Genomic DNA, 15,445 nt, shown 5'->3' with positions numbered 1-15,445 from the left:
TCGATTGAGGGTTTCACAATTAGGGTAAATGTGTAATACACTAGTTCCATTTTTATTGAATTGATTGATAGGAGGCAAAAAGATGAAATCTTTAAAACTCGCTGAAAAAAGATATTCCGTTAGAGAATATAAGCATAAAAATTTATCCAATGAATTACTGCAATATTTGAGCAATTTGCTGCTAGAGAAACCCTCTATTTCAAACGCATCAAGCCTTGAAATTAGATTTGTGGAAAATGGTTTCGACTTGGCACCACAGCTTGAAACGGTCTCTGGCTATTATGGCAAGATGATCGTGGCACCTCATTATTACGCAATTTTTAGCCATCCAGATGATTTCAGCCTCAACATGGCAGGGTATGTTGGCGAGTGGTTTATTCTCAACGCTCTTAAAAAAGACATTGGCTCATGTTGGCTTGAAGTGAGAGATAGCAATCAACTCAAGCAAATTCTGTCCATAGATACACCTAAAAAAGCAGTGGCATTAATTGCTGTGGGTTATGCCAAAAAAGAATTTCAAGGTGGCGAAATCTATGCAGCATCCCAGAACAACAGTCTCTCTTCACTGACAGATTTGGGCTATCCCAATATCAATCCCAATCATAGCAAAGGTCCTGTAAGTTCGAGAAAATCCATAACAGAACTCGCTTTTTTAAACGAGTGGGGCAACATTCCAGAAATAGAAGAACTCGAAATCAGAGGTTTCCATGAAGCACTTTTTTATATGCGCCTTGCACCCTCATATGGTAACCGTCAGCCTTGGTACTTTGTGATTTGCAATGATCATATAGATCTCATCATGGATCATTCGGATGATCTTTCACCATTTATTCAAGGTATTGATGCCGGTATCGCCATGTTCTATTTTGAAGTGGGCCTACACGATTCAGGTATCAGAGGCAGCTGGCATATAGATGCACTCAAATCAGACTATACCTTGCCAGATCATCATAAACTGGTTGGACAATATAAGTTCTAGCACTTTAAAACAACAGCTATTTACACTATAAATAATCCCCAAAAACAACTTTAAAAACCCAGTCATCATAACTTGTACACGATATACCTGTTATAATGGCTGAGTTTTTTACTCGTAGAGATCCTTTACAGCATCATTCGTTTACAACGTTGATAGGCGTGCCCTCTAAAAACAATTTCAAATTGTCCACAGCAATATGGAGCAATCTCTCACGCGCTTCCTTGGGTGCCCAAGCGATGTGGGGCGTAATGATCAGATTGGGGGCCTCTAAAAGGATACTCGTCTCTTCAATAGGTTCAACAGAGACAACATCCAGTGCGGCAGATCTAATTTTGCCTGCTTTCAATGCGGCCACAAGATCGGATTCTACAATCAAGGGACCCCTTGAAGTATTGATGAGAATAACGCCTGTTTTCATCTTCGAAATGGCAACTTCATCAATCATACCTTGTGTTTCCTCAACCAGCGGCAAATGGAGCGAAATAACATCAGAGTGCTCATAGATTTCCTCCAATGTGCCATAGCAAAGTTGATCACTCGCAAGCGCAAGATCGGGATGTCTGGCATAGGCCATGACTTTCATGCCAAAGGCATTTGCAATCTCAGCAGTTCTCTTCCCAATGCGTCCAAAACCGATAATGCCCATGGTCTTGCCCACCAGTTCCATAAGCGGTGATTGCCAATAACAGAAGTCTAAACTTTTGGACCATTCACCTTCAAAAACAGACTCAGAATGCGCTTCTACTCTGTGGCACAGGGCAAGTAATAGAGCAAACACATACTGTGCAACGGCATCCGTTCCATATGTGGGAATATTACATACTGGGATTTTTAGATCTCTAGCCATTTGAACATTCACGACATTGTATCCAGTGGCCAAAACACATATGAATTTGATATTCGGACATGCTTTCAGGACCGATTCCGTAATCGGCGTCTTGTTGGTGAACACAATTTCACAATTCGCGATTCTTTCAACAATTTGGTCTTCATCGGTTCGATCATACACCTTTAAATCACCATAAGCTTCCAGTGCTTCCCATGACAAATCCCCCGGGTTTAAAGTATAACCATCAAGTACAACTATTTTCATCTCATTTTTTCCCTTCGTATTTATTTTGACATTTCTTTTTTACTTTGACATTTCTTTTTTATAATGGGTCCCGCCGTTACACTTTAAATTAAAATGATCCAACCGTATACACACTGGCATTGACTTAAGTCAATGCGTTCTTCATCCTTAAAGCTTATAATACAGGTAACCTATAACTTAATAGGTTACCTGTTCACTGAACATCTCATATGCATCTTAAAAATTGTATTTTAATTTTAATAAATTTCTAGGAGGTCTTTTATGACAAATCATCCCAAAATCAACTCACTCCGCTTAGCAGCGCTTTTTTCAAGCATTTCATTATTCATTATGACACTTGCAGCGGCTTTTTCATATGGATTTGTTAACAATCAAATTTTTGTGAATACCGATCCGCTTTTAACCCTTTCAAACCTTAAAGAAGCCTCTGGCTTATTTAAAGCAGGACTTCTGGGCTGGCTTTTAATCATCGTTACAGATGTTTTAGTTTCATGGGGTTTCTATGTCTTTTTTTTAAAAACAAATCGTAAAATTTCCACATTGGGCGCTATTTTTAGATTAAGTTATGTTGCCCTGCTCATCACAGCCGTTATCAATTTAGTCCAAATTTCAAGAATAGCTTCAAGTGCCAACATGGTCAGTGATTCCATTGATCCAGGACATATTATGATCCTATTTCAACAATTTGATTACTTTTGGTCTCTCGGCTTAATTCTCTTTGGATTTCACTTGATATGCATTGGTTTTCTTGCATCCAAAGATCATCAAGTGCCCAATTTCATTGGCCTTCTCCTATTGATTGCAGGGCTAAGTTACGCGCTCATCCATATCCTGTACCGTTTTTTCCCTGATTTTCACGCTTTCACTACAACTCTAGAAACCCTATTAAGTCTTCCAATGATCGTTGGTGAATTAGGTTTCGGCATCTGGCTATGGATTAAAGGCGGCAAGTAATTTTTGAATCTTCAAAATCTATTGCCGCCATATGCCATCTATCTGCTATTCGCACACTAATCATCAGTTTGCGCGCTGTTTTGCGCTTTTGGTATTTGGCTCTCTAATACTTCTAATACTGGCTTTCTGTAAAACGGCCCTTATTGTGCCTTTTAGACTCATATAGAGCCTCATCTGCATAATGCAAGAGTTCGTCATAACTGAGTTCCGGATGATCCATCCACATAATGCCAGCTGAAATGGCAACGGTTTTTTGTGTTCCATCTGGTAACTCAATGAACTGCCTGCCCATTTTTTCATAAAAATTCAAAATACATTTGCGAATGGCTGCCTTGCTTTCAAAGCCATAGAGCAGCATGACAAATTCATCTCCCGATCTCCTGCCTAACAATTTATGATCGTTATCTGTAATCGTCTCCAAGCCTTCAACTGCGTGAATAATATATTGATCTCCCCATTTATGGCCATAAGAATCGTTGATGATTTTTAAATTATCTAAATCGAACATCAATAGAGCCGCTTCTCCAAAATGGTCTTTTTTGTTCCATGACTCAAATTGCCATTGAAAGCCCTTTCTATTGAGCAGTTTTGTCAACGGATCTAAATCTCGATCCAATTTTATTTGATTTTTCTCTCGAATTTCTTCTGTAACGTCCATAATAATGCCGTACATCAAGTCTACATCTTCAATCATTTTTATTTTTACCCATCGAGGTGGATCCTCTCTCAATCGATAGACATCACTTTCATCAGGTTCTGGATTATCTAATATTTCATCAATTAGCTTAATAAAGCCCACTTTAGTCTCTAAATTTGCTTTTTTGTGTGCTTCAACTTCTAAAATTGAAAAAAAATAGTCTGTTACAAAGACACGCTCTGTGGTTAAATTAATCTCAAAAGCGCCTATGGGAACATCAAACATCTCACTGATCCTAGAAAGTCTAGAAGCAGACGCAAGCATCAACTTATTCGTAAATTCCATAGTACTGGAGAGTTCATCAAGCTCCAAAAGGCCCGTGGGTTTCAATCGCATTATTTTACTTTTATCGCTCTCTCTCACTTGATTGGCGAGGTTGATAATGGGTTTAGATACTTGATAGCTGACTAAAATACCTCCAAAAATACCCACGATGGCAGAAATCCAAAGCGACATCCAGAGAATATGTTTAATCCTGTTAACATAATTTAGAAGGTAATCTTCTCTCATGAAGCCAACAATATACCACTGTTCATCTTCAAATGGTGTATTAAATTGATAAAGACCTATCTTTTCAACACTTGCATAGATATTTTCAACGCCTTCATGCTTGTTGAGCATATAGATATTTCTATTTTCATCCACAACACTCAAATCCAAGGGACTCGTACTGGAAATCATACGCTTTTGCAAAGCCCCTTCCATAAAAATAGGCGTTAGGAATTCATTTAAATGGTCCTTATAGGCAATCATATAGCCCAAGGAATCCTGAGGCTGCAATTCAGATGCTGGAAAAAACTGTGTCAAATAGTTTAAGGTTATTTCCACACCAATAACACCTTTGAGCACTCCATTTATGTCAAATAGCGGCATCGAATAAGTGAGCACTGGCAAATCTCCTTTGGAGAGTCTGAAGGGCTTGCTCCAATAACCTAAGTAGCTGGCCTTTGTTGTCAACGGCGCATTTTTATAGGGTTTAAAGTAAAAATCGCTGTTCTCCTCGGTCAATTTTAGATTGTATTGCCAAGTTTGATCCAGTGGGATTTTCATACGCTTCGCAAGGTCTGAGGGGCCGCAGATCATATAAATATCATCATTGGTATCCAAATTTGTAACGGGATCATAATCTCTTAAATACAAAGCAGGATATTTATCCATGGTTATATCATTTGGATCAAGGATCATATAGACACCAGACACTTGCGTTGTTCTGAGCATGGCAATTAACTCTGTGACCACCTCACCAAAAACAGCATCTGTAGAAACACCTTCTTTAGAAATCATCTTGGATATCGGTAATAAATACGGCTCTAAGTTCGTCCAACGATTTTTCATTTCGCGCTGTACGAAATCTCTTCTGTTGTTCACTTTTTCATAAAAAGCTTGATAGGCATTCTTCTCTGCTTGATTTAAAACCCCACCGGTAATTAAACTGCCCACCAAAATGACAGTTTGAATCACGATGATAATAACTACAAAGAATGTGAGCCTTGTGACTATGGACTTTTTATGCCATCTTATCTTTGCCATACGAATAGCCTTTCTATTTCTTTAATATCAAATTGGCTTCATGTAATATTTGCTCATACCATTTTCCAAATGCCTCTTGTGAAATTAAGGTTTCAATAACAAGTTCACGATCTTCTCCGTTGTCCACACGTTCCTTAATTTGTTCTAAATCTCTCACTGTTTTTTCATACATATTTTTTTCAAGCAAAACTCTAATTTCATAACTGCCTAAAAATGGCTTGTTATTGTAAAATTCGTATCTTTCAAACATTTTTGTAGTTGTCATAATGGACGCTTTTATCGCCGGATTCGTTGGTTCTGTCCCTTCCAAGGCCCCAAGTAATTTTGTCTCTTCCAGAGCTTCATTTTTTACAGGAAGGTAACCTGTGGATACTGCAAATTTTAGATTTTGATTTGCTTCTGTAAACCACTTCAAGAAAAGTGTCGCCGCGTATTCATGTGCCGCGTCACTTTTTGAAATACACATGCCTGCACCTTGCTGAATCGCGTAAGGTTTTCCCGATTTAAAGTAAGGATATGGTAATACGAGCGGTTCAATTGAATGTACATCTTGTTGACTAAAAGTCACTTCAGTTGGAAAATATGCCGCACCTGCAGTGGAACCCGTATAAGCAAGTACAGTGCCCGTCTTAGCATCGTCAGAACAGAATCGACCTGTTTTTGAAAAGTACCCTTTTACATAAGGCGTATAATAATAATCCCATATGTGTTTTGCAACTTCAGGCGTCAAATTAAAAGCGACCTTATCCCCCGAATAATCAAACAGTTCTGTCCCAAGCTGCATGGACACCAAGAGCATAAAATTAGCGCTGGCGTCTATTCCAAAGAACCCCCTGCCTGTGGTTTCATAATAGACTTTTGAGACATTGTAAAGACCTTCCCATGTGCTTAAGTCTTCATCGGTAAAACCATTTTCAGAAGCAAATTTGTCCCAATAATCTTTATTGACAAACAAGTTCTCCGTTGACTTGGCAATAGGCACAATAAACAATTGGCCATTTGATAAGAATTGACCTTCTTCTAAAAACTCACGTCTATAGGCATTGATTTCCGATTCAGAAAAGTAAGTTTCCAAACTTACCAAATCTATAATTTGGCTCACTCTGTAAGCGTTATCCGGATAGGATGCAAATATGTCTGGCATCGGTGAAGAACCAATAGAGCCATTTGCAGCGTCAAATACTGCCGTCGCCAACTGATTGACATCTCCTTGGCTCTTAGCCTCAACCACAATGCCCTTTTCCATGCCAACCGTTTCATTAAATGCCGATACCAAGTCATCAAAAGACTCCTTAATATTACCATTGTAGTAATGCCAAACTGTTACCGTAATAGGTTTATTGGGGTCCAACAAGCTACTTTTCTCCATCAGATGGCTGCACCCAAAAAGCATTCCCATCACCAACATAAAGACCATTAATGTGCCCAACTTTAATATGCTCTTCATAATTCTCCCCTTTTTTAGCTTTCTATCAACTATGATTGTCTATTCTTTATACCCTAAATACAGTCATATGAACATATTATTTTATTATCAATTTACGAGACCTTTTTGATTTCTTTAACACTTTTTTAATGCTTTTTTGTTATTATATCCTAAAGAGGCCAGAAAAATATAAAAAGAAATGATATCGTTACATTTATTTTATAAGGAGGTATAATATGATTGTTACAACAACAAATCAAATTGAAGGTAGAGAAGTTATTGAATACAAGGGCATCGTCTTTGGAGAAGTGATTAATGGTGTGGATTTTGTAAAAGATTTTGCGGCAGGCCTTACCAATTTTTTTGGAGGACGCTCTAATTCGTATGAAGGTGAACTCGTTGATGCACGATCCGCTGCTCTAAAAGAGATGGAAGCACGTGCAAAACAGATGGGTGCAAATGCAGTGATCGGTGTAGATATTGACTATGAAGTATTGGGCACTTCGAACAATATGCTCATGGTTACTGCTGCTGGAACTGCGGTTGTCATAAAATAACACATAAAAAACCTCCATAAAAACCTGTTCAACAGATGATTTTTATGGAGGTTTTTTCTATAATCACGTATTCATCCGATCATCCCCACATGTGTTCACCGGATCATGTACTCACCTTTTCATGTACTCACCTGCTCAATTTTTAAGCGACACCTTTAGATTTTGTAAATATCTCTAAGATATTGTTCAACATATGAAATAAAGGGTTGCTTCAGCTTGTCTGCATATTTATGGTAAATCATAAAACAGGAACGATTGGGTGGACTTGAAGTTAACTTCTGTTCAATAAATACGCCTTTGTCGGCAAATGCATTATAAATTGACCTTGGCACAATAGTCCATTTGTCTTCATGATCCAGCATATTAAACACCAGATGTGCTGCATCCACACGGATTAAATAGTCGTCGGGCTTCCACCAATTGTCATGCCAAATTTGATAAGCGTACCCCCAATCCATAAAGATTTCATCTTTACTTTCAAGTTCACTTGGCGCTATTGGCTGAGTATACTTTGAAGAACTGCCATACCTCACAAGTACCATTTCTTCATCTATAATTTTCTTGACAAAAACATTGGGCATGTTAAATTCACTTTTCACAAATCCGATGTCCATTTCTTTCGACTTTATAGTTTCATAAGTTTCAATAGTGTGTTGAGTCATGATAAAAGGTCTGATTTCTTCAAATTCATCAATAACCGACTTGTAAAGCTCTGGGAGCAAAAATAAACTGATGCTGTCGGCCACACCTATTCTAACATTTATCTTATAATCCATTTTTCTGATATGATCTGTATCATTTTTTAAAATCATGAGCTTTTCAGCCACATTTAGGTAACTATGGCCCTGACTGGTGAGTGTAATACCCCTTACGCCTTGATGCCTCTCTAAAAGTTGAAAGCCAAGTTCGTTTTCCAGAGTCTTTAGTCGATAGCTCACCGAAGATTGAGAAATATGTAAAAGATCTGCAGCCTTTGAAATGCTACCGCTTTCTACTATGGCTAAAAATGCCTCTATGCCTATGAAATACATTCATACCTCCATATGTCTATCTGTTAAGCTCCAGTGTTTATTATCTATTTATCTATAATTTAAATATCTGAAATTTAAATATTTATTATCTATTATATCCGTTTGTTAAATATTATATAATAAATTATGATGAGTACATAGATTTTTTTTACGGAGGTATTTTATGAGTTTAATTGCATTCCTATTTGTTATTTTATCCACTATAATGCATGCCTATTGGAACTATGTATTAAAAAAAGTGCAAGGCGGCATTCTCTTTGTTTGGCTGTTCACCTTGATGGCCTGTATTCTATACGTGCCAGTAATTGCTTTAATACTAATAAGATATCCTTTTACTCTAACACCTTTAGGCATTTTCTTTTGTACATTGAGTGTCCTCGCGCATATTTTCTATTTTGTCTTTTTGGATCAGGCCTATAGGATTGGGGATTTGTCCATTATCTATCCTGTAACAAGAGGTGTGTCTCCTGTTTTTACCGTTTTATTCGCAATATTTTTCTTAGGTGAATCCCTTCAAGGTATTCAGTTTATTGGTATTGCCATGATCCTGATGGGAACTATGACCCTGTCTGGATTACAAATAAAAAACCTAAAGAGAAGCCCGATTTCCATTGGATTCGCTCTGCTCTGTGGTTTAATGGTCACAATCTATACTTTGAGTGATAAATATACGATGTCTGTATTGCTGATCTCACCTCTGATACTGGATTTTTTAAACAACCTAGGTCGCACCGTTATTTTGACACCTCTCGTGATCAAATCGCCTCATAAGGCAAAACACTTATTTCAAAATCATTTTAAAGAAGCCCTCATCATTGCCGTTTTATCGCCATTAACTTATGTACTTGTACTCTTTGCCATGAAAACGTTACCTGTGAGCATAATCGCACCAATCAGACAGCTCAGCATTATCTTCAGCAGTATTTTGGGGATAAACTTGCTCTCTGAATCCAAAGATTACGCTAAGATCGGCGGTGTTCTCTTAACCTTTTTAGGCGTTGTGGCCATGTGCGTGGTCGTATAAGGGATGGATCTTTTAATAAGTAAAGGAAAAAATATTGATTTTCGTCCGTATTTTGAATACAAAGGGCCTTGAAATCTCATATACTAAAAATTCATTATACTTTCGATAACATTCTTATATGTTTTTTGGCCACATCTTTCCATTCCAACTAAAACACACTTACAAGTGCTTAACTTACTGAGTTTATTAAGAGAATCTCTCCTATTTAAATTTAAGCTCTTAAAGTAAGCATGAATCTCATCAAACATCTCTGAGTAGCATTCCATGCAACGTCCGAACTCTCTAAATGTCATCAAGAAAGTTATGGTGCTATCAGAAATGCCTTCAGATAATCTTTTCCTTAATCTTTCCTTTTCTTGGATTTTAAATAGCAACTCCTTGGAGAATGGATGTTGTTCATTTTCAATACTGTACTTTTCAATTTTCAAAACTAAATTGGCGTAATCTCTGAGTTCATTGATCGGAATATCCCCAATCAGGATCTCCAAATTGATCAGGACACAAAATTCTCTATGTTTCTGAATCAGATTAATTACTTCCGATAATTCATGAGAGCCAATGCCGTATTCCGATCTAATTTTATTCTTTTTATCCTTAAACACTTCATTTACCCACTGCTCACGTTTAGGAAGTGAATGAGCGATATTTTTGATATCTTCTCTTGAAAGACTTTTTGTGAAAGTCCCGACTTTATATTCATCACACATAAGATTAAGATTGTAAATTAATTCATCAAGCAATTGCATAAGCTCATTAAACTTAACTTCGAGGATATCAATACTAATTGACGAGATACCATGTTTAATCATATGATAATTGCCACTATGATCCGTATCATATTTAAAAGCATCACCATCTACATCAAAAAAGTAATCCACTAAAAAAGTATTTGCTTTATTATATAGTTCATAAATTCGTTTATCAACTCCAAAATATTTAAGAATAACTGAATCTAATATCTTAATATCATGAGTAAATGTTCTTTTATCCGTTGGATCAATCGCTTTCTTTTTAATATCATAAATTTTAAAAATTCTCTCAATAATCAATTTCAGACTTAATTCAACACTATGTCTCGCATTGTACAGAATCGGATAAATTAGAGTATCCTCAGAAGCACCTTGCTTGACAGCATTAATTAGAACTTCAACAGATTTTCTAAAGCCTATTAGAATATCATAATTATCTGTTCCACCGTTGTTGCCAACGCATGCTACATATTCAACATTTTCATGATATTCAAACGGGTTCTCATTTATTTCCACATTTTTACTCCTTAGAATTTTAATGTATTCTGTACAAAAATATATGCTCATTTTAATTACTTCTAAAACACTAAAATTTTGAAAAGGATCAATACTTTTCATTTCAACTACTAATCTTTATTAAGCATATCCCTTGGATCTTCTCTCATCTGTTCAATCAAAACCCCAACATTTGATCCGATTTCTGTATCCATTTTAAAAATATCCCGCTCTAATGACTTCTCTTGCTCAATCGCAAGATCAATCCTGCTCTTTAATTTATTGAAAAATGTTCCCGATTTAGGATTAGTTCCTGAGATTTCAGAAAATAATCGACTCGCAAAGGTATGTGAACTACTCACTTTCTCATTATCAAACAATCTCTTCTTATTAGGTATAATATGTTTTTCAATAGCATTTTGATAATGCAAAATCAACCACAGTTCAAAACATGGACTAGTCACTATCAGAATATTATCTACACTTGCTTTATCTATAAATTCAACATAATCCTTTGTCGCTTCATAGCTGTCACGATCAAAGACAATTACAAATCTATCAATTGTTCTATCAAATTTGCCATTACGCTTTAAGTATTTTTTCTTTTCCTCAATCAACTCCAGTAATTTAATTGGATGGCTGAAACTGCCGATATCACCTTCCTTATGAAGAATCACAAGTTCAATTTGACTATTGATATCCAGCTCTTTTCTATTATTAGCAACACCTTGAAAGTATTTCCTTTCTGTATTGGCACCTTCAAATATCAAATAGTATCTTCTTAATAGATCTATTTTAACGTCTTCTTCAAATCTAGTTGTAAGTGACCGGAATTCTCTCAGAGGGCTCATTCTTCTTCACCCACCTTGTCTGAAAAGTTTTTCAGTACAGGCACTGCTCCATATCTACCCTCAAGGTATGCCTTGCTTATTTTTTTATCATAACGCTCCTTAAAACGATCTAGCGAATATAAATGTGAAATGTTATTCTTATTTCTCTCTACAAACCAAATTTCATCTCTTCTTAATAATTCCTGATCCATAATAGTTGATTCATGTGTTGTAAAAATAAGTTGCGTATCATTCTCTTTGAGATGGTCGAAAAAAAGTTCTAAGAACTTATAGGTCAGCTTTGGGTGAAGGCTTCGCTCCAATTCATCGATCACGTAAATTTTGTTCTTTTCATTGCTGATTAAAATGTCCAGTAGGTCAAATAATCTTCTTGTGCCATCGGACTCTTCTGAGAATTCAAAGTCGCTAAATGCATTGCCATGCTCAAGCATAATAGTCGAAATGACTGGTTCTTCCCTCTTAGCACCCTTTATATTATAGAAAGCATTATTTGTTCTTAACGACATCATAGTCTTCATATTATCCGCAGAGTCTTCAACTTTGTTTTTAAAGGATTGTAGAATATCATCCGCTATTTTAGTAGGTATTTTATTTTTTAAATCTGCAACAGATATTTCCTCAATTTTGACTTTTGAGATTCCTGTATCAAACAATTCAATGATTTCATTGATTTTATCATTGCCACCATCACCATAGAAGTATTCAAAATCTGTAATGGGTTGATCAGGAAAAATCGTTACCAAATCCTCATCAAACCATTCAAAAACATCTCTGAAAAAAGTGAGTTTTGATTCCTCATTCATCTTTTTATTGCGGTTCATTTCTCTAATAAATAGCCCTGTATTGTTATCTTCAAAGTCCAATTTATAGGTTTTAAAACGCATGGTATCAATCTCGTCGAGCATCAAATTTTCGCCAAGCTCAAGTTTGTTGGTATCGGTCTCTCTTTCAAACAGCATAGTCTGAGTGTTTTTTCCCGGCAATAGTTCATAAAGCCACTCAGATTTTATGATCTGATCTCTCATTAATAAACTAAAACCATAGGCATAGAATTTGCCGTTCTTGTAGATTTCAAAATCAAATTTACTTTCCATTTCTTGATTTTCAGAGAAAACTCTACAGTACATTTTGCTAGCTTCTATAGGGATTTTCTTTGTAATCACATACTTTGCAAACCGGATTGCATCTATAATATTCGTTTTGCCTGAAGCATTTGCTCCATATATAGTCGCATTACGGAGAACAGACACCTTGTTCAAAGGAATCACATGTTCTTTGTTAGTCTTAAGCTTTTTAGCTGGAATCATCACAAGCGTTTGTCTATCGTCAAAGGATTTGAAATTTTCAACGCTAAATCTTATAAGCATAATCTATACCTCCTGAAGAGATTTTTTCTCTTCATCATTATTATAAACCCATATGATTCCCGTGTCAAAGATAAAGAGATTTTTTCTCTTTATCCTTTCTTGCACAAATAGAAAAGCCTTAAACAATCTCATCATCGAGATGACTTAAGGCCTTCTTTGTTCTAAATTATAAGTTTGTTCATAGTTAAAGGGCAGTTTCGCATAAGCCGTTCCCCTATGCTGTATGTCCTTCTCATAAACGTCACCACAGGGTAGAAGAGGTATTCAAATTTTGACTTTTGATGCTCGGACTAAACATACTTAAAGCCATTGTCCAAATCTGCTATTAAGTCTTCTATATCTTCTATTCCTACTGAAATACGAACCAAACCATCCGTGATCCCCGCCTTGACTTTTTCCTCTGGCGGCACAGCGGCATGCGTCATCGATGCCGGATGTTGAATTAGAGAATCCACGCCACCTAAGCTCACAGCCAAAGAGATGAGTTCTAAATGATTCAACAGTTTCTCGCCAGCTTCATATCCTCCTTTTAATTCAAAGGCAATCATACCCCCAAACAATTTCATCTGCTTCTGAGCAAGTGCATATTGCGGAAATGATTCTAGACCTGGAAAATAGACTCTATCCACTTTAGGATGTTTCTCTAAATATCGGGCAACGCTCATGGCATTTTCACAGTGTTTTTCCATGCGAAGACCAAGTGTCTTTAAACCTCTTGCCACAAGCCATGCATCAAATGGCGATCCCGTTCCGCCTAAATTTAAAAGATGTGGATTGTTGATTTTATCTATAAAAGCTTGTTTACCCGTGATAATGCCGCCCACAACATCACCATGACCGTTGATGTACTTAGTAACACTGTAAACCGCAACATCTGCACCCAAACATATTGGCTTTTGTAGATAAGGCGTCATAAACGTATTGTCAACGATTAGAGCAGCCCCGTGTTCGTGTGCTATTTTTGCAGCCATTTCAATATCAATCAGTTCCAATGTCGGGTTCGCCGGTGTTTCAATATAAACGACTTTCGTATTAGGTCTAAAGGCATTTCTAAAAGCATCCTCGTCGTTAACTTTAACGTATTCCATTTCAATGCCGTATTGAGTGATGACTTTATTGATCACTGCCACAGTACCCCCGTAAAGACAATCCGATGCAATAAAGTGATCTCCTGCCTTTAAGAGTCCAAGAAGTGCTGTGGATACTGCCGACATGCCAGTACTCGTGTAAAGCCCAGCATCAGTCTCATCTAGTGCTGCCACTCTTGCTGCCACTTCATTTGTGTTTGGATTGCCTAAACGCGTATACTTATAACCACTATCTCGCCCTGCAAAACGATCTCCACCTTGAGCGCAATCATCAAAGACAAATGTTGAGGTTTGATACAGTGGACTCACGTGAGCACCAAATTGTTTATCGTGAATTGCCCCATAGTGTATTGCTTTCGTATTAAATTTCATGACTCTATCTCCTTATGTCTTTTTCACTTTAATCAACTTATTGGATACTTTTTACAGCATTGCTTAACTGCATCAGGCCTTCTTCTAACATGGATTTGGGACAGGCTAAGTTAAGTCTCATAAAGCCTTGACCTGAATCTCCAAACCAATAACCACTGTCCAAGGCCAATTTTGCTTTGTTTATAAAAAGATCGTCTAGTGCCTCATTTGAAAGCCTCAGTGCTTTACAATCAAGCCACATCAAGTAAGTCGCTTCCATTGGCATGGGTTTGATTTCGGGGATATGTTTTTCGATGTAATCCTTTGCGAAAACAATATTGCTTTCAATATACGCCACGAGTTCATCTACGTAAGTTGCCCCTTTTTCATAGACAACTTGTGTCAGTTCTCTGCTGAAAACATTGGACCTATTTAGGTCTAATAACCCTAACTCTTCTCGATACAGATTCATCATATCGCTATTTTTAATTAGGCAGTAAGCACTGTGAAGCCCTGCAATATTAAAGGTTTTACTTGGCGCTGTGCAGACGATGATATGATCGTCAAATTCAGTGCCTAATTTACCCAGTGAATAATGCACCGCTGGCTTATAAACGAGATCAAAATGAATTTCATCCGATATCAACAGAACTTTGTTTTCTTTGCAAATGTGTGCAATTTTTAAAAGCTCTGCTTCTTTCCAAACACGTCCTATGGGATTATGTGGATTACAGAGTAGCATCATTGTGCAATCAGGGTCCTGTGCTTTTTGACTTAAATCCTCAAAATCGATTTCATAATGCGATTCATTTAAAACCAACACATTATCGGTTACAATACGTTTATTTTTTTCGATAATCGCTTTAAAAGGATAGTAAACTGGGGACTGAATCAAAATCTTTTCACCCGGTTTTGTAAATAAACGGATCATCATGTTGAGTAAGAAAACAACACCTGGTCCATACTCAATATCACTCTTTTGAATCACGACACCGTGTCTTTTGTCTAGCCAACTTGCCACAGCGTCATAATATTCAGGCATCCGCTTCGTGTAACCGAAAATCCCATGATCTACTCTCTCTTTTAAGGCATCTAACATAAACTGTGGCGATTTAAAATCCATATCGGCAACCCAAAAGGGCATTAAGTCTGAACGTCCAAACTTTAAATTCATTTCTTCATACTTAACAGAACTGGTGTTACTTCGATTTACTTTTTCATCAAATTTATACATGGATTAGCTTCCCTTTCTT

General features: G+C 36.9%; 13 protein-coding genes. 4 read left to right on the top strand and 9 right to left on the bottom strand.

Annotated elements, in window-relative coordinates; genetic code table 11:
- Positions 1-82: 82 nt before the first annotated feature.
- Entirely contained in the window at positions 83-979 is an 897-nt protein-coding gene (locus ISU02_RS10100; RefSeq protein WP_194701702.1) for a nitroreductase family protein, read from the top strand.
- 133 nt (positions 980-1,112) lie between these two features.
- Here ISU02_RS10100 and ISU02_RS10095 read toward each other — a convergent pair whose 3' ends face one another.
- Positions 1,113-2,072, bottom strand: a complete 960-nt coding sequence (locus tag ISU02_RS10095) for a D-2-hydroxyacid dehydrogenase (protein ID WP_194701701.1) — start codon at positions 2,070-2,072, stop codon at positions 1,113-1,115.
- 261 nt (positions 2,073-2,333) lie between these two features.
- Between ISU02_RS10095 and ISU02_RS10090 the strand changes: the two genes are divergently transcribed.
- Positions 2,334-3,026 (top strand): DUF4386 domain-containing protein, encoded by a 693-nt coding sequence (locus tag ISU02_RS10090; RefSeq protein ID WP_194701700.1) that lies wholly within the window; start codon positions 2,334-2,336, stop codon positions 3,024-3,026.
- Between the two features lie 112 nt (positions 3,027-3,138).
- Here ISU02_RS10090 and ISU02_RS10085 read toward each other — a convergent pair whose 3' ends face one another.
- Both ISU02_RS10085 and ISU02_RS10080 read right to left on the bottom strand, forming a co-directional pair.
- Positions 3,139-5,253, bottom strand: coding sequence for a sensor domain-containing diguanylate cyclase (locus tag ISU02_RS10085; protein ID WP_194701699.1), 2,115 nt, complete (start codon positions 5,251-5,253; stop codon positions 3,139-3,141).
- Between the two features lie 13 nt (positions 5,254-5,266).
- Positions 5,267-6,700 (bottom strand): extracellular solute-binding protein, encoded by a 1,434-nt coding sequence (locus ISU02_RS10080; protein ID WP_194701698.1) that lies wholly within the window; start codon positions 6,698-6,700, stop codon positions 5,267-5,269.
- Between the two features lie 215 nt (positions 6,701-6,915).
- On the opposite strand from ISU02_RS10080, the gene ISU02_RS10075 reads away from it, so the two are divergent.
- Positions 6,916-7,236, top strand: coding sequence for a putative heavy metal-binding protein (locus ISU02_RS10075; protein WP_194701697.1), 321 nt, complete (start codon positions 6,916-6,918; stop codon positions 7,234-7,236).
- A gap of 155 nt (positions 7,237-7,391) precedes the next feature.
- Here the strand turns inward: ISU02_RS10075 and ISU02_RS10070 are convergent, their stop codons facing one another.
- Positions 7,392-8,267, bottom strand: a complete 876-nt coding sequence (locus tag ISU02_RS10070; protein ID WP_194701696.1) for a LysR family transcriptional regulator — start codon at positions 8,265-8,267, stop codon at positions 7,392-7,394.
- Between the two features lie 163 nt (positions 8,268-8,430).
- Between ISU02_RS10070 and ISU02_RS10065 the strand changes: the two genes are divergently transcribed.
- Positions 8,431-9,291, top strand: a complete 861-nt coding sequence (locus tag ISU02_RS10065; RefSeq protein ID WP_194701695.1) for a DMT family transporter — start codon at positions 8,431-8,433, stop codon at positions 9,289-9,291.
- 83 nt (positions 9,292-9,374) lie between these two features.
- On the opposite strand, the gene ISU02_RS10060 is transcribed toward ISU02_RS10065, so the two are convergent.
- The 5 genes from ISU02_RS10060 to ISU02_RS10040 form a co-directional block, all read right to left on the bottom strand.
- On the bottom strand, positions 9,375-10,556 hold the full coding sequence (locus ISU02_RS10060; protein WP_194701694.1) for a hypothetical protein: 1,182 nt from the start codon (positions 10,554-10,556) through the stop codon (positions 9,375-9,377).
- 110 nt (positions 10,557-10,666) lie between these two features.
- Complete coding sequence (locus ISU02_RS10055) at positions 10,667-11,386, bottom strand: RloB family protein (protein ID WP_194701693.1); 720 nt, start codon at positions 11,384-11,386, stop codon at positions 10,667-10,669.
- Positions 11,383-12,753 carry an AAA family ATPase gene (locus tag ISU02_RS10050; RefSeq protein WP_194701692.1) on the bottom strand — a complete coding sequence of 457 codons (1,371 nt, stop codon included), beginning with the start codon at positions 12,751-12,753 and terminating at the stop codon, positions 11,383-11,385. The genes ISU02_RS10055 and ISU02_RS10050 overlap by 4 nt, the downstream gene beginning before the upstream one ends.
- Positions 12,754-13,043: 290 nt before the next feature.
- Positions 13,044-14,213, bottom strand: coding sequence for a trans-sulfuration enzyme family protein (locus ISU02_RS10045; RefSeq protein WP_194701691.1), 1,170 nt, complete (start codon positions 14,211-14,213; stop codon positions 13,044-13,046).
- Positions 14,214-14,250: 37 nt separating this feature from the next.
- Positions 14,251-15,426: a MalY/PatB family protein gene (locus tag ISU02_RS10040; protein WP_194701690.1), complete on the bottom strand. Its 1,176-nt coding sequence runs from the start codon at positions 15,424-15,426 to the stop codon at positions 14,251-14,253.
- Between the last annotated feature and the right edge of the window lie 19 nt (positions 15,427-15,445).

Source organism: Fusibacter ferrireducens (assembly GCF_015352425.1).
Classification (GTDB): Bacteria; Bacillota; Clostridia; order Peptostreptococcales; family Acidaminobacteraceae; genus Fusibacter_A; species Fusibacter_A ferrireducens.
Note: the sequence above shows the minus strand (reverse complement) of the source record. Positions and strands in the feature narration are given on the sequence as shown.